A 19,383-nucleotide genomic window follows, 5' to 3' on the forward strand; every position below is an offset into this window, starting at 1 on the left:
AGGCGTTGATCTGGCGCTGCACGCTGGTGATGACTGGCGCATGGCAATCGGGTGACGTTTCGCCTTCACGGGTGCTAGACTGATCGCATTGTGGCAAGCCCTGCATTCTCCGGTACGACCATGGCTCTGGCTGTGGTCGTACTTTTTTCTGCGTCGCTGATGGCAACGCGGTGCCGGGCTTGCCAGCCGTCGCGCTGACGATTACAACGACGCCGGTATCTCGCGAGATGCCGTGCAGGAGGAATGACGTGTCCGATCCCGCCGTACTTGAAATTGTGCAAATGGAAGATGGTGAAGTGATTCTGCGCGCCGCGGAAAGCGAAGGTGAGCCGCTGCTCAGCATTCGCATTTCGGACGAGGCCGCTGATCTGCTGCGTGACAATCGTTTCGAGGTCGCGCGTGAGATGATCGACCACGCCATCACCCGGACTCGCCTCTGGGATGGCGAAGAAGACGAGGACGAGCAGTCGGAAGGCATCGTGCACTGATTCATCGCTCGTGCTTCGCGCACAAAAAAACCCGCCTCGAGGCGGGTTTTTTTGTGCAATACGTGCGGCTTTTCTGTTGCTCAGAGCTTTGCGAGAAGAGCGCTGCTGGTCAAGGTCTCAGTGCAGGCCGCCATCGCGGATGACGCCCACTCCGAGACCCTCGATCTCCAGGCTGTCCGTGCGCAGGTCGACCTTGATCGGTGAGAAGTCCTCGTTCTCGGCTTCCAGCCACACGTAGTGCCCGTCACGGCGGAAGCGCTTGACGGTAACTTCATCCCCCAGACGTGCCACCACGATCTGTCCGTCACGCACGCTGCTGGTGCGGTGCACGGCCAGCAGGTCGCCTTCCAGAATTCCCACGTCCTTCATCGACACGCCGCGCACGCGCAACAGGTAGTCGGCAGCCGGCGAGAAGTAGTCGCTCGGCAGCGGGCAGTGACGGTCGATATGCTCGCTGGCAAGAATCGGACTGCCGGCGGCCACTTCCCCGATCACCGGCAGACCATCGTTGGCGCTGTCGTCGACGTCAGCCAGCGACGGCACGCGAATGCCGCGAGAGGTGCCCGGCACCATCTCGATGGCGCCCTTGCGCTTGAGGGCACGCAGATGCTCCTCGGCAGCATTCGGTGAGCGGAAGCCCAGCGCCTGGGCGATTTCGGCCCGCGTCGGCGGGTAGCCAGAGGACTTGATGGTCTTGATGATGAAGTCGAAGACATCCTGCTGGCGCGGAGTAAGCGGCTGGGTCATGGCATTGCCTTTGGCCTGGGCGGCATCTTGAGCTGACGGCACGGGGTGTGCATCCATACAACTGTCATTGTATCCAGTCATGGCGGTCATGCAAGGCATCGTGGCTTGCGTGGTGGCCTCAAAGGGCAGGTAGTCGCCGAGATATCGCTGTCTGGCGACTTTTCGTGCCGATATCCGAGGCATTCTTTCTTGATGGGAATGTCTGGAAGTGAATGTCTGGAGATTAATGTCTGGAGATGAATGTCTGGAGATGAACCCGGCCTGGCTCTGGCGGGGTGGACAGTCACCGAGCATGACGAGCCCTTGAATCGGGATGGTCAGCGTTGAGGGAATATCAGGCTTGGCTAAACCTCTGGCGTTTGAAACGCGAGAGAATTGTCAGTCATGGCATGGCGCGCTAGAATCAAAGTGTTTCAAACGAATGTTCGCCGATGGTAGTGCTCACGGGTGCCATGATCGAACGCGCCTTGCGGTGAACCTGCACCACCTCATGAGAGAGTCGCCGCGCGGGGCTTGCGCCGTGACCTACGACTCCAGTCCTTTTCTACCTGACAAGGGTTCCGCCCATGGCCCAGACCGATACCGTTACCCGCATCCTCGATACTGCCGAGGTGCTGTTCGCCGAGCGCGGCTTCGCCGAGACCTCACTGCGCAACATCACCAGCAAGGCCAAGGTCAATCTGGCGGCGGTGAACTACCACTTCGGCTCCAAGAAATCGCTGATCCAGGCGGTCTTCGCGCGCTATCTCGACCCTTTCAGTGAGCGTTTCCACGCGGCACTCGACAGCATCGAGCAGCAATACGCCGGGCGTCAGGTGCCGCTGGAGGTCCTGCTGGAGGTGATGGCGCGTACCGTGCTGGAGGTGCCGGCCGAGCGCAACAGCCTGCGTACCTTCATGCGCCTGCTCGGGCTTGCCTATACCCAGGGTCAGGGCCACATGCGGCGCTATATCCGCGAGCACTACGGCACGGTCTTCAGCCGCTTCGCCGAGCTTCTGAAGCTGGCGACGCCTGATCTGCCTGACAACGAGCGCTTCTGGCGTCTGCACTTCATGCTCGGCAGCGTGATCTTCACCTTCTCGGGCCTGGATGCGCTGCGCGATATCGAGGAGGCCGAGTACGGCCATCACACCACGGTGCGCGAGCTGATCCAGCACATGCGTCCAGTGGTCGTCGCGGCGATGGCAGCGCCGTTGCCGGCCACGCTCGGGGATGGTGAGGCGGTCACCCAGGCGGCCAGCTGATGGCCTGCTGGGTAGCGGTGGACCTCTCGCGCCAAAGCCTTGAGGTACGCAGTGACATGCCGAGTGGCAGTCGTGATGCGCCGCCCCCCGCGGCTGACCCTGAGGCGCTGGTGCACGCCTGCGCGATCTCCAGCGGCCTCAACGGTATCGGCGAGCTCGACGGCAGCGGTTGCACGCCAACCGGCTGGCATGTGATTCGTGCCGCCATCGGGGCGGGCAATCCGTGTGGCGCCGTCTATCGCGGCCGGCGCTTCACGGGCGAGGTGTTCACGCCCGAGCTTGCTGCCGAGCATCCTGAGCGAGACTGGATCCTGACGCGCATTCTGTGGCTCAGCGGCCGCGAGTCCGGCGTCAATCGTGGTCGCAATGCCCGCGGCGAGCGGGTCGATAGCCTGCGCCGCTACATCTATGTTCATGGCACGCCCAGCACTGAGCCCATGGGGGTAGCGGCGTCCCACGGCTGCATTCGCTTGCGTGATGACGACCTGCTGCGACTCTTTGCCGAGGCTGTGCCCGGCACCCCGGTGCTGCTGCATGCCTGAAGGGGTTGGTGTCCGAGTCTGATACCCTCCATGAGCTGTCACCGGAATCTACGTGACAGCCCCTTGCCGGGGCGCAGCTGGCCGCGACTGTTCGATAGGGGTTCAGTCGGCTAGAATTGCGCCTTTCCTCGCGCTGGCAGCCTGATTCATCACGTTTCTTCCAGGCTGCCGAGCCCCGTAAAAGACATGAAGTCCTGGCGGTCGTGATTCCTCTCTTCACGGGATATCACTGCCGCAGGCCATGGACAGGAAGGATGACATGACACAGCCACTGGGCTCCGTAATGGTCGATGTTGCGGGGCTGACCCTCGCCCGCGACGAACGTGAACTGCTGGCACGCCCTGCCGTCGGGGGCGTCATCCTGTTTGCGCGCAATTGCGCCTCTCCCGAACAGGTGCTGGAGCTGAGCCGCGAGATTCGCAGCGTCAATCCGCACCTGTTGATCGCCATCGATCAGGAAGGCGGGCGCGTCCAGCGTCTGCGCGAGGGTGTGACACGCCTGCCATCGATGCGCAGCCTGGCACAGTGCTGCCTCGGCCGTGACTGTGAGGGTTGCGGCGAAGACGCCCAGGCCGCAGGCCTGGGACTGGCACGCGATGCCGGCTGGCTGCTGGGCATGGAAATGGCAGCCATCGGCTGTGATATCACCTTTGCGCCGGTACTGGATATCGATGTGGCGGGCTCGACCATCATTGGCGATCGCAGCTTCGGCGCCACGCCGGAAGACGTCATCGCGGTGGGCGGCGCCTTCATTGACGGGTTGCAGGAGGCGGGCATGTCCGCCGTCGGCAAGCATTACCCGGGGCATGGTGGCATCTCGGCAGATACCCATCTGGAGCGCGTGGTCGACCCGCGGCCGTTCCGCGAGCTGCGCGAGCATGACCTCAAGCCCTTCGCGGCCCTCGCCGAGCGTCTGGGCGGCGTGATGCCGGCGCATGTGATCTATCCGGATTTCGATGCACGTCCCGCGGGCTTCTCGCCCAGCTGGTTGGGTCTGCTGCGCGAAGAGTTCGGCTTCAAGGGCGCCATCTTCTCCGATGATCTCGGCATGGCGGCGGCTGTCGCGGAAGGTGGTCCGGCAGAGCGTGCGCGCCTGGCGCTGGACGCCGGCTGCGACATGGCGCTGGTCTGCAATGACCCGGCCGCCGCGCGCGAAGTGCTCGACAGCCTCGATGACGATGAGCAGCGCCACCGTGGCAAGCGCCAGGCGCGGCTGCGCTATGCGCGAGCTCGTCCGACGCTGGATGGCCTGGTGGGGCTGGCACGCTGGCGGCGCACCCACGCGCGGCTCGAATCGATGGCGGCCAGTCAGGCATCACAGCAGGCTGCCATGCCCTCGGGCACGCTAGGCGGCGCCGAGTCGTCTGACGCACGGTCGGCCTCTGAGTCCGGTAGCGCGCAATAATCAGGCACGCGGTGCCTTTTTCGAGTCGAAGACTGGCAAGGAATTCCCATGGCTGAGCAATCCGCCACCGAGGCTGCTGCCGACAAGCTGGCAGCGCCCGCCGAAGAGATGATCAATCAATGGGTCGAGCCGCTGCGCCAATGGGTCGAGCAGACCTTTGGTCTGCCGCTGTGGGGCATCAATCTCGCTCTGCTGCTGCTGGCGGTGCTGTTGCTGCACCTCATCGAGCGAGTGGTGCTCAGCCGCCTGGCGACGCATGCCGAGAAGAGTCGCAACCTGTGGGATGACGCCCTGGTGCATGGCCTGCGTCATCCCTTGTCATTCTGGCTCTACAGCATGGGGGTGTTGCTGGCGCTCGGCATCATCGCCGGCCAGTTCAGCCTCGGCGGGGCCGAGAAGTACCTGGGCACGGCGCGCCAGATCGTGACCCTGCTGGCACTAGCCTGGGCGTTGATCCGCATGGTCAAGCGCTTCGAGGCGCTGCGCACCATGCCGCCGCCCGGCACCAACGTCAACGCGATGGATGCCACCACGGCCTCGGCGATCAGCAAGCTGCTGCGGGCGGTCGTAGTCGTGCTGGTGGGGCTGGCCATCCTGCAGAATCTCGGCGTCTCGCTGTCCGGGGTGCTGGCCTTCGGGGGTGTCGGCGGTATCGCGGTCGGCTTTGCGGCGCGGGATCTGCTGGCCAACTTCTTCGGTGCCCTGATGATCCATCTCGACCGGCCCTTCAAGGTCGGCGACTGGATCCGCTCACCGGACCGCGAGATCGAGGGCACCGTCGAGGATATCGGTTGGCGCCTGACGCGCATTCGCACCTTCGACATGCGGCCCCTTTACGTGCCGAACGCCATCTTCACCAGCATCTCGGTGGAGAATCCGTCGCGCATGTACAATCGCCGTATCTTCGAGACCGTGGGGCTGCGCTATGAGGATGCCGCCCAGGTCGGCCCCATCGTTGCCGCGGTACGCGAGATGCTGGAAGGCCATGACGAGATCGACCAGACGCGCACCCAGATCGTGAACTTCACCACCTACGGTGAGCATTCGCTGAACTTCTTCGTCTATGTCTTCACGCGCACCACCGACTGGGTTAAGTACCACGCGATCAAGCAGGATGTCCTGCTCAGGGTGCACGACATCATCCGTGAGCATGATGCCCAGGTGGCGCTGCCGGGTCAGCGTCTGCATTTTGCCGATGTGCTGTCCTTCGAAGGACGCCACCATGAACACGATGCCGAGGCAGAGCATGCCGCGGCGTCATCAGACACGCAGACGCGCGGGTCCCGCCGCCGTTCTGATTCAACCGCCGCTGCTACATCCTCCTCTGCGCCCGTCCGGCGTGGAGATGAGGCCAGTGACACCCAGGAAACTCCCGATGCTGACTCCGACGCCTGAGACCCTCACCGCCCTGCATGACGAAATGCGTGAGGTGATGGACAATGCCGATTGCCTGATCCCGCAAGCTGACCTTGAAGTGGCACTCGACCGCATGGCCGTTGAGCTGACGGAACGCCTCGGCGATCGCATGCCGATCTTCTATTGCGTGATGAACGGCGGCCTGATCACCGCCGGCCAGCTGTTGACCCGCCTCGACTTCCCGCTGGAAGTCGATTATCTGCACGCCACTCGCTACCGTGGCGCGATGCGCGGCGGCGAGCTGTTCTGGCGCGTCAACCCGGAGCTGCCGATGGCCGGTCGCGACGTGGTGATCGTCGATGACATCCTCGATGAGGGTGGCACCCTGGCCGCGATCCTCGAGTACTGCCGTGAAGCCGGTGCGCGCAGCGTATCCAGCTGTGTGCTGGTCGACAAGAAGCATGACCGCAAGGCCTATCCGGGCTTCAAGGCCGATTTCTGTGGTCTCGACGTCGAAGACCGCTTCCTGTTCGGCTTCGGCATGGACTACAAGGGCTATTGGCGTAACGCGCCGGGCATCTACGCGCCCAAGGGTCTGTAAGATTTGCTGGATGGCAGCCGCCATCCCGCGATATGACATTCGTTCACCACCCGCCCGGGCAACCGCGGCGGGTGGTGTCGTTTTCGGGGCCTTTTCTGTTCTCCTGGCGCAGAGCGTGACGATTGTGCTTGTCGTTGCCGGTTGGCTCGGAGTAGCGTTCGCTGAGGATCGGGGTGTCCGGTCCCGGGAGATTCCTGCACATGGGTGGCAAGGAGGCGGGCGATGCTGGCGGTGATCGGTGGGACGGGGTTCGGCAGTTGGTCAGGCATGGAAGTGCTCAGGCGCGGCGGGCAGGAAACGCCCCTGGGGGCGGCCTCCTGTGGTGTCGTGGAAGGGCGACTGAATGGGCAGTCGCTGCTGTTTCTGGCCCGTCATGGTCAACCGCACAAGGTGCCGCCGCATCGCATCAACTATCGCGCCAATCTGTGGGCGCTCAAGCAGGCGGGCGCGACCCATGTGGTGGGAGTCAACTGCGTGTCCGGCATCGACCCGACGCTGGCCCCGGGCACGCTGGTGGTGCCGGACCAGCTGATCGATTACACCACCGGCCGCGAGGGCTCGTTCTTCGATGGGCGTTTCAAGCCGTTCCAGCATGTGTCGTTCGCCTGGCCGTATCACCGGGTCTGGCGTGAGGAGCTGCATGCGGCGGCCGCCGAGGCGGGGTTGCCCCTCACGGCCGGCGGGGTGCTGGGCGTGGTGCAGGGGCCGCGGCTGGAGACTGCCGCCGAGATCCGCCTGATGGCGCGCGATGGCAATACGCTGGTCGGCATGACGGGCATGCCCGAGGCCGTGCTGGCGCGCGAGCTCGAGATGGAATACGCCAGCCTGTGTCTGGTGATCAGCCATGCCGCGGGCGTCGGCGAAGAGGAGCCGACCCGCGCAGGCACGGAATCCGTGATCGAGGCCGGCATGCCCAGGGTGCAGCGCTTGCTGGCGACGCTGTTGGCACGCCGTGCCTGAGCTGCCTGACCTCTGGAGGAGAGTGGGGGAGGCGATGGTTGTAGGTAGGCGGTGGTGTAGGTAGGGCGTGTAGAGGGTGTAGAGCGTGTAGAGGGTATGCCCGCACGAAAAAAAACGGCCTGCATCTACGATGCAGGCCGTTTTCATTTTTCGTTCAAGCTCTTGCTCATGCTCAAGTTCACGACCTTGCCCCAGGCGCCTGCGCGTCAGGCCGCCTTGGTCTTGGCGTTGAGCAGGTCCAGCAAGGTCTCGCAGAAGCTGAAGCGCGCCTCGGCGTCATTCATGTCGGTGGCGAAACGCAGCGTGTCGGCGCCTTCCAGCTTGTAGACATCCGACTGGCGCTGGATCAGGTTGACCAGCGTCAGCGGATCGACTGGCGTCTGGGCGCCGAAGATGATGCGACCACGCCCGGCGCCGGCCTCCAGCTTGATGATGCCCAGCGCCTGGGCGCGCTGGCGCAGCTGGGTCTGGCGGAACAGCGTCTTGACCGGTTCCGGCAGCAAGCCGAAACGGTCGATCATCTCGACCTGAAGTTCGCGCAGGTCGCTTGCGTTCTCGGCGTTGCTGATGCGCTTGTACATCATCAGGCGCTGCTGGACGTCATGCAGATAATCGGCCGGAATCAGTGCCGGCAGATTGAGGCTGACCTCGACGCCTTCATCCAGCGGCGACTCGATATTGGGCGTCTTGCCCGCCTTGATGGCCTTCACGGCGCGATCGAGCATCTCCATGTACAGCGAGTAGCCGATGGTTTCCATCTGGCCGGACTGCTCGTCACCCAGCAGCTCACCCGCCCCGCGGATCTCCATGTCATGGGAGGCCAGCGTGAAGCCGGCGCCGAGGTCCTGGGATTCGCTGATCGCTTCCAGGCGCTTGACCGCATCGCGGGTCATCGCCTTGGGATGCGGGGTCAGCAGGTAGGCGTAGGCCTGGTGATGCGAGCGCCCGACGCGGCCACGCAGCTGGTGCAGCTGGGCCAGACCGAACTTGTCGGCGCGCTCGATGATGATGGTGTTGGCGCTCGGGATGTCGATGCCGGTCTCGATGATGGTCGAGCACACCAACACGTTGAAGCGTTTGTGATAGAAGTCCGACATGCGCCGCTCCAAGCTGCGCTCCGGCAGCTGGCCGTGGGCGACGCCGACATTGGCTTCCGGCACCAGCTCCGCGATGCGCGCGGCGCTCTCCTCGATGGTCTTGACCTCATTGTGCAGTACGTAGACCTGCCCACCGCGCAGCAGCTCGCGCAGGATGGCTTCCTTGACCACGCCGTCGTTGCGCTGCTGGACGAAGGTCTTCACCGACAGGCGGCGCGCCGGCGGCGTGGCGATGATGGACAGGTCGCGGATGCCGCTCATCGCCATGTTCAGCGTGCGCGGAATCGGCGTGGCGGTCAGGGTCAGGATGTCGACCTCGGCGCGCAGGCTCTTGAGGCGCTCCTTCTGGGAGACGCCGAAGCGGTGCTCCTCATCGATGATAAGCAGCCCCATGTTGGGCAGCTCCAGCGACTTGGAGAGCAGCTTGTGGGTGCCGATCACGATATCGGCCTGGCCGTTCCTGATGCGCTCGAGCGAGGCTTCCTGGCCCTTGCCGCTGGTGAAACGCGACAGCAGGGCGATCTCCACCGCGGTGTCGGCGAAGCGGTCGCGGAAGTTGTCGTAGTGCTGCTGGGCGAGCAGGGTGGTGGGCACCAGCACCACCACCTGACGGCCGGAGTTGACGGCGAGGAAGGCGGCGCGCATCGCGACTTCCGTCTTGCCGAAGCCGACATCGCCACATACCACGCGGTCCATCGGCTGGGGCGCACACATGTCCTGGATCACCGCGCCGATGGTCTGCGCCTGGTCCGGGGTTTCCTCGAAGGGGAAGCTGGCCGCGAAGCGTGCGTAGTCCTCGGCGGGGAAGTCGCAGGCATGGCCGACACGCGCCTCGCGGCGTGCATAGACATCCAGCAGCTCGGCGGCGGTATCGCGGATCTTCTCGGCGGCCTTGCGCTTGGCCTTCTCCCACTGCTCGGAGCCCAGCTTGTGCAGCGGTGCCAGCTCGTCACTGGCCCCGGAATAGCGCGAGATCAGGTGCAGGCTGTCCACCGGTACGTAGAGCTTGGCGCCATCGGCGTATTCGAGCGCGAGGAACTCGGCCTCCTGTCCCCCGGCGTTGATGGTCTCCAGCCCCAGATAGCGGCCGACGCCGTGGGTGTGGTGCACCACCGGCGCGCCTTCACGCAGCTCCGAGAGGTGGCGCACGGCCAGCTCGTTGTCATCGGTGGCGCGCGCCTGGCGGCGGCTCTGACGTACCACTTCGCCGTAGAGCTCGGTCTCGGTGATGACCACCAGCCCCTTGTGGCTGTCGCTGTCATCGCTGGACAGCGCATCTTCTGCCTGCGCGCTGGCCACCCAAGTGCCATGCGTCAGGCCACCGACGGTCAGGCCGACGGCGGCTGGGCTATCCACGAAGTGCTCGAAGCTTGCGAAGTCATCCAGGCTGCGCAGCCCGAAGCCGCGCAGCAGCGGGGTGAGCTGCTCCTCGACGACTTCGCGGCGGCCCTGGGTCTCGGCGACGAACAGCACGCGCTGGGCATGCTCACCGTTCAGGCGTAGCTTGAGGAAGCTGGCCAGGGCCTGGGTCGGGTCGGCGCTGCGTGCATCGATGGCCAGGCTCGGCAGGGTCTGGTGGCCGAATTCGATGGCGTGGGCATTGGGCTCACGTACCAGCTCGATGCGTTCGTGCTGCTTGATCAGGCCCAGCAGCTCATTGACCGGCACGAAGGCGCGGTGCGGTGGCAGCAGCGGGCGTGTCGGGTCGACGCCCAGATTGGCGTAGCGGGTGGTGATGGCGTCCCAGTGGCTCTCGGCCGCCTCGCGCACGCCGGGCAGCATGGCGATGCGCAGCTCGTCGCCCATGTGATCAAAGAGCGTCGCGGTCTCGTCGAAGAACAGCGGCAGGTACTGCTCGAGCCCCGGCGAGGGAATGCCCTTGATGGCGTCGTTGTAGAGAATGCACTGGCGCGGGTCGACATCGAACAGCGTCTCGAAGCCCTCGCGGAAGCAGGCGATGGCGCCGCGCGTCAGCGGGTATTCATGCGCGGGCAGAATCTCGATCGCCTCGACCTTGTCGCCACTGCGCTGGGTGTCAGGGTCGAAGGCACGCAGGGTGTCTATCTCGTCATCGAACAGGTCGATGCGCAGCGGCTGCTCGCTGCCCATGGGGAACAGGTCGATCAATGCGCCGCGCAGGGCGTATTCGCCCGGCTCGTAGACCGTCTCCACCGCGCGGTAACCGGCTCGCGACAGGCGTGAGCGGAAGTCCTCGCGATTGAGGATGTCGCCCTTGGCGAGACTGAAGACCTGGCCTGCGATGTAATCCACCGGCGCGAGGCGCTGCATCAGGGTGTTGACCGGCACCGGCACGATGGCGCGGCGGCTGGTCTGCAGGGTACGCAGGGTGCGCAGACGCTCTGAGACGATGTCCTGGTGCGGCGAGAAGCTGTCGTAGGGCAGCGTTTCCCAATCGGGGAAGGGCAGCAGGCGCTCGGGATGGCGCGTATAGAAGCGTAGGTCGGCTTCCAGGCGCTGGGCGCTGGCGGTGTCCGGGGTGATGACCATCAGCGGCGCTTCATCGGCATCGGCCAGGCGCGCCAGCGCCAGCGCCGCGGCGCTGGGGTCATTGAGCATCCAAAAGGTGGTTTCGCGGCGCGAGCGCGGCAACGGGGGCGTCAGCGGAGTCTCGAACATGGGCTCTGGTGTCTTGTGTCCTGGGCTTGGGCGCAACGCCTTGCGGCGTTCACGGCACGGGATGACGTCACGGGCAGGGCCCGAGTGAATAAGGTGCTGGGTCAGTCGCTCACGATGAGCGGCCCACGCATGCAGATGACGCTGAGCGACTCATGGGCGCAAGGCAGTCTCTCGGGTGCACGGCACATTGGTGAGCGCGCGGCACATTCAATAGCGCGCAGAATACTCATGAGCGCGACAAGGCAGACGCGATGCCTTGGCTTGCCAGGCGCGCTTCAACGCAAGCTGTCGCAGCGCAAGGGGCTGCAACGTCAGTCGCCGCCATGAAAGGAGTCGCGCTTGATCATAGCAAGTCAGTCGCTATATGGGGGCAAGTGATGTGCTTTTCAGCACCGTGGACACAGATGGCCGAGCGCGGGATGGGGGAAACGCTTTTGTAGTCAAATCGTTGATTCTGTAGCACTACTACCCTGCGTGCGACCATCCTTTCATTGTGGTGCATAGCCGCGTTACGCATACTCAGCTGGCCTTGTCCGGCGTCGCCAAGCGCTCGGTGACGACCATCATTATTTGCCCGCACGTGAGAGGATGCACCCGTGAGCCAAGAGAATCTCGAAGCCTGTTTCAAGCAGTGGCAGGACAATGAAGCCCTCGCGGAGCAGATGATCCCGCTGTTGGGAGATCTCTACCGCCGCTTCAACGTCGTGCCCTCCATCTACGGGCGTTCGCTGATCAATCGCTCGATGGTGCGCATCCTCAAGAACCACCGTTGGGTGCGCAAGGCCGAAGGCGTCGAGCTGTCAGTGGAAGATACCTTCCCGCTGGTGCGCGCGATGATCGAGCTCAACCTGGGCCCGGCCCACGTCGATATTGGCAAGCTGGCGGTCGCCTTCAAGCGCTCTGACGAGACGGACATCACCGCCTTCCTCAAGCGTGAGCTGGCCGACATCGTCGGTGGCTATGTCGAAGGCGGCATGGGCGGCGACCCGAAGGACGTCGTCCTGTATGGCTTCGGGCGTATCGGTCGCCTGTTGGCGCGCATCATGATCGAGAAGGCCGGCGGCGGTAACCTGCTGCGTCTGCGCGCCATCGTGGTGCGTGGCAGCAAGGATGATCTGGAGAAGCGGGCCAGCCTGCTGCGTCGCGACTCGGTGCACGGTCCCTTCGAGGGCAGCATCACCGTCGATGAAGAAAACTCGGCGCTGATCGTCAACGGCAACTACATCAAGATCATCTACGCCAATTCGCCCACCGAGATCGATTACACCGCGCACGGCATCGACAACGCCATCGTGGTCGACAACACCGGCAAGTGGCGTGACGAAGCGGGCCTGGGTCAGCATCTGGAGTGCAAGGGCGTGGCAAAGGTGCTGCTGACGGCACCGGGCAAGGGCGATCTCAAGAACATCGTCTACGGCGTCAACCACACCGACATCAGCGATGATGACCGCATCATCTCCGCGGCCTCCTGTACCACCAACGCCATCGTGCCGGTGCTGAAGGTGCTGCACGACGAGTACGGTGTCAGCCAGGGTCACGTCGAGACGGTGCACTCCTACACCAACGACCAGAACCTGATCGACAACTTCCACAGTGGTGATCGTCGTGGCCGTGCCGCGGCCCTCAACATGGTGTTGACCGAGACCGGAGCCGCCAAGGCCGTCGCCAAGGCGCTGCCGGAGCTTTCCGGCAAGCTGACCGGCAACGCGATCCGCGTGCCGACGCCCAATGTCTCGATGGCGATCCTCAACCTGACGCTGAACACCGCAAGCGACGCCGAGCGCATGAACGACTTCCTGCGCACCGCCTCGCTGCATTCCTCGCTGCAGAAGCAGATCGATTACGTCGATTCCTGTGAAGTGGTGTCCTCGGACTTCGTCGGCAACCGCCATTCCGGCATCGTCGATGGCCAGGCGACCATCGTCACCGACAAGCAGGCCGTCGTGTACGTGTGGTACGACAACGAGTTCGGTTACAGCTGTCAGGTGGTGCGTATTCTGCAGCACATGTCCAACGTGCGTTTCAGCTACTTCCCGACGCGCTGAGTCAATGCGCCGCGTCTGTGGCGTGACTTGCGAAAAATTGAAATAAATACCTGCTGTTACAACGCCCCCGCCCTCAATGATGGCGGGGGCGTTGGCGTTTTCGGCGTGTGCACCACTTTAGTGTCGTATGGTCTTTCCGGCCTCGCATCTTTATAATGAGCCGGATTTTTTTGGGCCGGTCCAATCTCTGGGCTACACCTCCAACCGTCTGATAAGAAAAGCATTCACATTGCCTGATACGCGAAAATCGCGAGGTTGCCTGGTCAATTATCGGCCTCGAGGCGTATCTACGATGGGTGATCTTTCCTGAACAACATCAGATCCGACAATTGGGCGAGTCTATGATCGAAGTCAAACGTGGCCTGGATCTCCCCATCGCCGGGGCGCCGGAGCAGCGTATCGAGGATGCGCAGCCCGTTCGTCGCGTAGCGATCCTGGGTGTTGACTACGTCGGCATGAAGCCGACGATGGAAGTCCGCGAAGGGGACAAGGTGAAGCAGGGGCAACTCCTGTTCACTGACAAGAAGACCCCGGGCGTCCGTTACACCGCGCCTGCTGCCGGTACTGTGGTCGAGATCAATCGTGGCGAGAAGCGCAAGCTTCTGTCCGTGGTCATCGAGATCGACGCGCAGGGCGAAGCTGTGGAATTCACTGCACATGGCGACGCCGCCATTGCAGGTCTCGAACGTCAGGTCGTGGTCGACCAGCTGGTCGAGTCCGGCCTGTGGACGGCGCTGCGTACCCGCCCGTTCTCGCGTGTGCCGGCGCTGGATGCCAAGCCGGCAGCCATCTTCGTCACCGCCATCGATACCCACCCGCTGTCCGCGGATCCGGCCGTGGTGCTCAAGGGCCAGGAAGCCGCTTTCCGTCAGGGTCTCGTCGCACTGACGCGTCTGACCGAAGGCAAGGTGTTCCTGTGCCAGGCACCGGGTGCTGATATCCCGGGTGGCGACGTCTCCGGTGTGGTCAGCGAGTCCTTCAAGGGCCCGCACCCGGCGGGTCTGCCGGGCACGCACATCCATCACCTTGCACCGGTCAGCCTGCAGCGTCAGGTCTGGCATGTCGGTTTTCAGGATGTGGTCGCCATCGGTACGCTGCTGGCGGAAGGTCGCTTGGACACCACGCGCGTCATCGCCGTCGGTGGCCCGCGTGCCACCAAGCCGCGTCTGCTGCGCACCCGTCTGGGCGCCAGCACCGAAGAGCTGCTCAAGGGCGAAGTCGAGCAGCCGGAAGACACGCGTGTCATCTCCGGTTCGGTGTTCTCCGGCCTGACCTGTGAAGGGGCGCTGCGTTTCGTCAGCCGCTACCACAATCAGGTGAGCCTGCTCGAGGAAGGCAACAAGCGTGCCTTCATGGGCTGGCTGTCGATGGGCGCCAAGCGTCACTCGGTGCTGGGTATCTACCTGTCGAAGCTGACCGGTCTGACCGACTACCGCCCGAACACCTCCACCAACGGCTCCGAGCGTGCCATGGTGCCGGTGGGCGCGTACGAGGCGGTCATGCCGCTGGACATTCTGCCGACGCAGCTGCTGCGTTCGCTGATCGTGGGTGATATCGAGACCGGCATGCAGCTTGGCTGCCTGGAGCTTGATGAAGAGGACCTCGCGCTGTGCACCTACGTGTGCCCGGGCAAGTACGAGTACGGTCCCATCCTGCGTGACAACCTCACCACGATCGAGAAAGAGGTCTGATGATGGGCATTCGACAGACTCTGGATAACCTGGAGCCGCACTTCCACAAAGGTGGCAAGTACGAGAAGTTCTACGCGCTCTACGAAGCCGTGGACACCATTTTCTATGCGCCGGCGAGCGTCACGCGCAGCACCACCCACGTGCGTGACGGCATCGACCTGAAGCGCATCATGATCACGGTCTGGATGTGTACCTTCCCGGCCATGTTCTTCGGCATGTACAACGCCGGCCTGCAGGCCAACGAGGCCATCGCTGGCGGTTACAGCGCACTGGGCGGCTGGCGTGAAGCCATCGTCATGCTGCTGGCGGGTAGCCACGATGCCGGCAGCGTGTGGGCCAACTTCATCCTGGGGGCCACCTACTTCCTGCCCATCTATCTGGTGACCTTCGCGGTCGGCGGGTTCTGGGAAGTGCTGTTCGCGATGCGTCGCGGCCACGAGGTCAACGAAGGCTTCTTCGTCACCTCGGTGCTGTTCGCCCTGACACTGCCGGCGACCATTCCGCTGTGGCAGGTCGCGCTCGGTATCACCTTCGGTGTGGTGATCGGCAAGGAAGTCTTCGGCGGTACCGGCAAGAACTTCCTCAACCCGGCACTGTCTGGCCGTGCCTTCCTGTACTTCGCGTACCCGGCCAGCATTTCCGGCGACGCGGTATGGGTACCGGCGGATGGCTTCACCGGTGCGACCGCGCTCTCCACTGCCGCGCAGGATGGCATGGGTGCCCTGATGCAGCAGATGAGCTGGACCGACGCCTTCCTCGGCTTCATTCCGGGCTCGGTGGGTGAGGTCTCCACACTGGCGATCTTCCTCGGCGCCGCAGTGCTGCTGTGGACGCGTATCGCCTCGTGGCGAATCATGCTGGGCGTCCTGCTGGGCATGATCGCGACCTCGGCACTGTTCAATGCCATCGGCAGCGACACCAATGCCATGTTCGAGATGCCGTGGTACTGGCACATGGTCATCGGCGGCTTCGCCTTCGGCATGGTCTTCATGGCCACCGACCCGGTCTCCGCGTCCATGACCAACAAGGGCAAGCTGGTATTCGGTGCACTGATCGGCGTGATGACCGTGCTGATCCGTGTCGCCAACCCGGCCTTCCCGGAGGGCATCATGCTGGCGATCCTGTTCGCCAACCTGTTCGCTCCGCTGATCGACCACTTCGTCGTGCAGGCCAACATCAAGCGCCGCGTCAAGCGCGAGACTGCCGGCATCGCGAACGAGGAGACCGTCTGACATGGCCAGCAACAACTCCATCAAGAAAACCCTCGGCGTCGCGCTCGGGCTGTGCATCGTCTGCTCGGTGGTGGTTTCCACCGCAGCGGTCGTGTTGCGTCCGATGCAGCTGACCAATGCCGAGCTGGACCGCAAGAGCAACATCCTCGCGGTCGCCGAGCTGCTGCAGCCGGGTGAGGACATCGGTCAGCAGTTCCGTGACAAGGTCACCGCCAAGGTGGTGGACCTGGATTCCGGTGAATACGTCGACGACATCGACCCGGAGAAGTACGACCAGGCCAAGATGTCCAAGGACCCGGCCACCTCACGCACCCTGTCTGGCGACGAAGACCTGCCGGGCATCAAGCGTCGTGAGCAGTACTCCGTGGTCTATCTGGTCGGCGATGTCGAGCAGCCGGACGAGATCATCGTCCCGGTGCGCGGCAACGGCCTGTGGTCAATGATGTACGGCTATCTGGCACTGAAGGGTGACGGCAACACCGTGGTCGGTCTCTCCTTCTACCAGCAGGGCGAAACTCCGGGGCTTGGCGGCGAAGTCGACAACCCGAAGTGGAAGGCCCAGTGGGATGGCAAGAAGATCTATCCCGAAGGCAGCATGGACCCGGAAGTGCACCTGAAGAAGGGCGGCGTGAATCCGTCTTCTCCGGATGCCAAGTACCAGGTCGATGCGCTGTCAGGGGCTACCCTGACCAGCAACGGCGTGACCAACCTGTTGCAGTTCTGGATGGGTGAGAATGGCTTCGCCAAGTACCTGACCCAGTTCCGTGACGTCAAAGGAGCGTAATGATGGCAGCCGAAACTCCTAAAGGTGTCCTGACGACGCCGATCTTCAAGAACAACCCCATCGCGCTGCAGATCCTCGGTATCTGCTCCGCGCTGGCGGTGACCAACTCGATGAACACCGCCCTGATCATGGGTATCGCGGTGTGCCTGGTGACAGCGTTCTCCAGCATGTTCATCTCGTTGATCCGCAATCACATCCCGTCGTCCATCCGCATCATCGTGCAGATGACGATCATTGCCTCGCTGGTCATCGTGGTCGACCAGTCGCTGAAGGCCTTCGCCTTCGAGACGTCCAAGCAGCTGTCGGTCTTCGTCGGTCTGATCATCACCAACTGCATCGTGATGGGTCGCGCTGAAGCCTACGCCATGCAGAATGGCCCGACGATGAGCTTCATCGACGGTATCGGCAACGGTCTCGGCTACACCGTGATCCTGCTGGTGGTCGGCTTCGTGCGTGAGCTGTTCGGTTCCGGCTCCCTGTTCGGCGTGACCATCCTGCAGACCGTCAACGACGGTGGCTGGTACATCCCGAACGGCCTGATGCTGCTGCCGCCGTCCGCGTTCTTCGTCATCGGTCTGTTCATCTGGGTGCTGCGCAGCATCTACCCGGAGCAGGTCGAGAAGGCGGAGTACAAGATTACCGCCAACACCAAGATCAAGGAGGCTGTGTAACATGTTCGAACACTATCTGAGCCTGTTCATCAAGGCCGTGTTCGTCGAGAACATGGCACTGGCCTTCTTCCTGGGCATGTGTACCTTCCTGGCGGTGTCCAAGAAGATCCAGTCCGCGATCGGTCTGGGCGTGGCCGTCATCGTCGTGCTGGCGGTGACCGTTCCGGTCAACAACCTGATCCTGAACTACCTGCTGCGTGAAGGCGCGCTGACCTGGACGGGTCTGGAAGGGGCGGAAAGCATCGACCTGTCCTTCCTGGGCTACCTGTCCTACATCGGCGTCATCGCGGCGATCGTCCAGATCCTCGAGATGTTCCTCGACAAGTTCGTGCCGGCGCTCTACAACGCGCTGGGCGTGTTCCTGCCGCTGATCACGGTCAACTGCGCCATCCTCGGTGCGGCCCTGTTCATGGTGCAGCGTGACTACACCTTCGGTGAGTCCGTCATCTATGGCGTGGGTGCCGGTTTCGGTTGGGCACTGGCCATCGCTGCACTGGCCGGTATCCGCGAGAAGCTCAAGTACTCTGACGTGCCGGCTGGCCTGCAGGGTCTGGGCATCACCTTCATCACCGTTGGCCTGATGTCGCTGGGCTTCATGTCCTTCTCCGGCGTCCAGCTGTAACGCAACCGAGCATAAGGAAATCGAAATGGTAGATACCTCCATCATCGTGCTCGGCGTCGTCATGTTCACCGTGGTCGTTATCGGCCTGGTGCTCGTGATTCTCGCGGCACGCAGCAAGCTGGTCTCGAGTGGTGACGTCCAGATCGAGATCAACAACGACCCCGCCAACACCCTGACGACCCAGGCCGGCGGCAAGCTCCTGCAGACCCTGGCCGCCAACGGCATCTTCCTGTCCTCCGCCTGTGGTGGCGGTGGCTCCTGTGCCCAGTGCAAGTGCCGGATCTCGGAAGGCGGCGGTTCCATCCTGCCGACCGAAGAATCCCACTTCACCATGGGTGAGAAGAAGGAAGGCTGGCGCCTGTCGTGCCAGGTTCCGGTCAAGCAGGACATGAAGATCGAAGTGCCGGAAGAGATCTTCGGCGTGAAGAAGTGGGAAACCACCGTCACCGCCAACCCGAACGTCGCGACCTTCATCAAGGAGCTGAACCTGCAGCTGCCGGAAGGCGAGGAAGTCAACTTCCGCGCCGGTGGTTACGTGCAGCTGGAAGCGCCGGCCTACGACATCAAGTTCTCCGACTTCGATATCGAAGAGGAGTATCGTGGTGACTGGGAGAAGTTCGGTCTGTTCAACGTTCAGCACAAGAACGAGGAACCGGTCATCCGTGCCTACTCCATGGCGAACTATCCGGAAGAGTACGGCATCCTGAAGTTCAACATCCGTATCGCCACTCCGCCGCCGAACTCCCAGCATCCGCCGGGTCTGATGTCCACCTACGTCTTCTCGCTGAAGCCGGGTGACAAGGTGACCGTGATGGGGCCGTTCGGTGAGTTCTTCGCCAAGGACACCGACGCCGAGATGGTCTTCATCGGTGGTGGTGCCGGCATGGCGCCGATGCGCAGCCATATCTTCGATCAGCTCAAGCGTCTGAATTCCAAGCGCAAGATGTCGTTCTGGTACGGTGCGCGCTCCATGCGTGAGTCGTTCTACAACGAGGAATACGACAAGCTGGCCGAAGAGAACGAGAACTTCGAATGGCACCTGGCGCTGTCCGATCCGCAGCCTGAGGACAACTGGGAAGGCCCGACGGGCTTCATCCACAATGTCCTGTACGAAAACTACCTCAAGGACCACCCGGCGCCTGAGGATTGCGAGTACTACATGTGCGGGCCGCCCATGATGAACGCCGCCGTCGTCAAGATGCTCACCGACATGGGTGTAGAGCCGGAGAACATCCTGCTCGATGACTTCGGTGGTTGATCG

16 protein-coding genes are annotated in these 19,383 nt (G+C 63.2%); 14 read left to right on the forward strand and 2 right to left on the reverse strand.

Annotated elements, in window-relative coordinates; genetic code table 11:
- Nucleotides 1–248 precede the first annotated feature (248 nt).
- Nucleotides 249–488 carry a hypothetical protein gene (locus tag U0O11_RS04225; protein ID WP_052384340.1) on the forward strand — a complete coding sequence of 80 codons (240 nt, stop codon included), beginning with the start codon at nucleotides 249–251 and terminating at the stop codon, nucleotides 486–488.
- A gap of 117 nt (nucleotides 489–605) precedes the next feature.
- Here U0O11_RS04225 and lexA read toward each other — a convergent pair whose 3' ends face one another.
- Nucleotides 606–1,235 carry a transcriptional repressor LexA gene (lexA, locus tag U0O11_RS04230; protein ID WP_043332079.1) on the reverse strand — a complete coding sequence of 210 codons (630 nt, stop codon included), beginning with the start codon at nucleotides 1,233–1,235 and terminating at the stop codon, nucleotides 606–608.
- A 566-nt stretch (nucleotides 1,236–1,801) separates the two neighbouring features.
- Here lexA and U0O11_RS04235 point away from each other — a divergent pair.
- The 6 genes from U0O11_RS04235 (at nucleotide 1,802) to U0O11_RS04260 (ending at nucleotide 7,343) form a co-directional block, all read left to right on the forward strand.
- Nucleotides 1,802–2,479, forward strand: a complete 678-nt coding sequence (locus tag U0O11_RS04235; protein ID WP_324691838.1) for a TetR/AcrR family transcriptional regulator — start codon at nucleotides 1,802–1,804, stop codon at nucleotides 2,477–2,479.
- Nucleotides 2,479–3,021, forward strand: coding sequence for a L,D-transpeptidase family protein (locus U0O11_RS04240; protein WP_442872639.1), 543 nt, complete (start codon nucleotides 2,479–2,481; stop codon nucleotides 3,019–3,021). Before U0O11_RS04235 ends, U0O11_RS04240 begins: the two co-directional genes overlap by 1 nt.
- Nucleotides 3,022–3,280: 259 nt before the next feature.
- A complete protein-coding gene (gene nagZ / locus U0O11_RS04245; RefSeq protein WP_324691840.1) occupies nucleotides 3,281–4,426 on the forward strand; it encodes a beta-N-acetylhexosaminidase in 1,146 nt (381 codons plus the stop codon).
- Nucleotides 4,427–4,474: 48 nt separating this feature from the next.
- Entirely contained in the window at nucleotides 4,475–5,821 is a 1,347-nt protein-coding gene (locus U0O11_RS04250) for a mechanosensitive ion channel family protein (protein WP_324691842.1), read from the forward strand.
- Complete coding sequence (locus tag U0O11_RS04255; protein WP_043331927.1) at nucleotides 5,802–6,383, forward strand: hypoxanthine-guanine phosphoribosyltransferase; 582 nt, start codon at nucleotides 5,802–5,804, stop codon at nucleotides 6,381–6,383. The genes U0O11_RS04250 and U0O11_RS04255 overlap by 20 nt, the downstream gene beginning before the upstream one ends.
- Nucleotides 6,384–6,605: 222 nt before the next feature.
- A complete protein-coding gene (locus U0O11_RS04260; protein ID WP_192838413.1) occupies nucleotides 6,606–7,343 on the forward strand; it encodes an S-methyl-5'-thioinosine phosphorylase in 738 nt (245 codons plus the stop codon).
- Between the two features lie 206 nt (nucleotides 7,344–7,549).
- On the opposite strand, the gene mfd is transcribed toward U0O11_RS04260, so the two are convergent.
- Nucleotides 7,550–11,077, reverse strand: a complete 3,528-nt coding sequence (gene mfd, locus U0O11_RS04265) for a transcription-repair coupling factor (protein WP_324691845.1) — start codon at nucleotides 11,075–11,077, stop codon at nucleotides 7,550–7,552.
- A gap of 596 nt (nucleotides 11,078–11,673) precedes the next feature.
- Between mfd and U0O11_RS04270 the strand changes: the two genes are divergently transcribed.
- From U0O11_RS04270 to nqrF, 7 genes are all read left to right on the forward strand, one after another.
- On the forward strand, nucleotides 11,674–13,122 hold the full coding sequence (locus tag U0O11_RS04270; protein ID WP_043331922.1) for a glyceraldehyde-3-phosphate dehydrogenase: 1,449 nt from the start codon (nucleotides 11,674–11,676) through the stop codon (nucleotides 13,120–13,122).
- Between the two features lie 341 nt (nucleotides 13,123–13,463).
- Nucleotides 13,464–14,813 (forward strand): Na(+)-translocating NADH-quinone reductase subunit A, encoded by a 1,350-nt coding sequence (locus tag U0O11_RS04275; RefSeq protein ID WP_324691848.1) that lies wholly within the window; start codon nucleotides 13,464–13,466, stop codon nucleotides 14,811–14,813.
- A complete protein-coding gene (locus U0O11_RS04280) occupies nucleotides 14,813–16,045 on the forward strand; it encodes an NADH:ubiquinone reductase (Na(+)-transporting) subunit B (RefSeq protein ID WP_043331920.1) in 1,233 nt (410 codons plus the stop codon). The genes U0O11_RS04275 and U0O11_RS04280 overlap by 1 nt, the downstream gene beginning before the upstream one ends.
- 1 nt (nucleotide 16,046) lies before the next feature.
- A complete protein-coding gene (locus U0O11_RS04285) occupies nucleotides 16,047–16,829 on the forward strand; it encodes a Na(+)-translocating NADH-quinone reductase subunit C (RefSeq protein ID WP_153635247.1) in 783 nt (260 codons plus the stop codon).
- 2 nt (nucleotides 16,830–16,831) lie between these two features.
- Complete coding sequence (locus U0O11_RS04290; protein ID WP_043331917.1) at nucleotides 16,832–17,500, forward strand: NADH:ubiquinone reductase (Na(+)-transporting) subunit D; 669 nt, start codon at nucleotides 16,832–16,834, stop codon at nucleotides 17,498–17,500.
- A 1-nt stretch (nucleotide 17,501) separates the two neighbouring features.
- Nucleotides 17,502–18,122, forward strand: coding sequence for an NADH:ubiquinone reductase (Na(+)-transporting) subunit E (nqrE, locus tag U0O11_RS04295; RefSeq protein ID WP_043331916.1), 621 nt, complete (start codon nucleotides 17,502–17,504; stop codon nucleotides 18,120–18,122).
- A 25-nt stretch (nucleotides 18,123–18,147) separates the two neighbouring features.
- Entirely contained in the window at nucleotides 18,148–19,380 is a 1,233-nt protein-coding gene (nqrF, locus tag U0O11_RS04300; protein WP_043331915.1) for an NADH:ubiquinone reductase (Na(+)-transporting) subunit F, read from the forward strand.
- Nucleotides 19,381–19,383: the final 3 nt, after the last annotated feature.

It is taken from the genome of Cobetia sp. D5, from assembly GCF_035666195.1.
Taxonomy (GTDB): Bacteria; Pseudomonadota; Gammaproteobacteria; order Pseudomonadales; family Halomonadaceae; genus Cobetia; species Cobetia amphilecti.

Excerpts from the sequence above, each read along its gene's own strand:
- U0O11_RS04285 (WP_153635247.1), top strand. The coding sequence starts at position 16,047 with ATGGCCAGCAACAACTCCATCAAGAAAACCCTCGGCGTCGCGCTCGGG.
- U0O11_RS04250 (WP_324691842.1), top strand. The coding sequence starts at position 4,475 with ATGGCTGAGCAATCCGCCACCGAGGCTGCTGCCGACAAGCTGGCAGCG.
- U0O11_RS04235 (WP_324691838.1), top strand. The coding sequence starts at position 1,802 with ATGGCCCAGACCGATACCGTTACCCGCATCCTCGATACTGCCGAGGTG.
- U0O11_RS04240 (WP_442872639.1), top strand. The coding sequence starts at position 2,479 with ATGGCCTGCTGGGTAGCGGTGGACCTCTCGCGCCAAAGCCTTGAGGTA.
- U0O11_RS04255 (WP_043331927.1), top strand. The coding sequence starts at position 5,802 with ATGCTGACTCCGACGCCTGAGACCCTCACCGCCCTGCATGACGAAATG.
- nqrF (WP_043331915.1), top strand. The coding sequence starts at position 18,148 with ATGGTAGATACCTCCATCATCGTGCTCGGCGTCGTCATGTTCACCGTG.
- mfd (WP_324691845.1), bottom strand. The coding sequence starts at position 11,077 with ATGTTCGAGACTCCGCTGACGCCCCCGTTGCCGCGCTCGCGCCGCGAA.
- U0O11_RS04280 (WP_043331920.1), top strand. The coding sequence starts at position 14,813 with ATGATGGGCATTCGACAGACTCTGGATAACCTGGAGCCGCACTTCCAC.
- U0O11_RS04275 (WP_324691848.1), top strand. The coding sequence starts at position 13,464 with ATGATCGAAGTCAAACGTGGCCTGGATCTCCCCATCGCCGGGGCGCCG.
- U0O11_RS04260 (WP_192838413.1), top strand. The coding sequence starts at position 6,606 with ATGCTGGCGGTGATCGGTGGGACGGGGTTCGGCAGTTGGTCAGGCATG.
- nqrE (WP_043331916.1), top strand. The coding sequence starts at position 17,502 with ATGTTCGAACACTATCTGAGCCTGTTCATCAAGGCCGTGTTCGTCGAG.
- nagZ (WP_324691840.1), top strand. The coding sequence starts at position 3,281 with ATGACACAGCCACTGGGCTCCGTAATGGTCGATGTTGCGGGGCTGACC.
- U0O11_RS04290 (WP_043331917.1), top strand. The coding sequence starts at position 16,832 with ATGGCAGCCGAAACTCCTAAAGGTGTCCTGACGACGCCGATCTTCAAG.
- lexA (WP_043332079.1), bottom strand. The coding sequence starts at position 1,235 with ATGACCCAGCCGCTTACTCCGCGCCAGCAGGATGTCTTCGACTTCATC.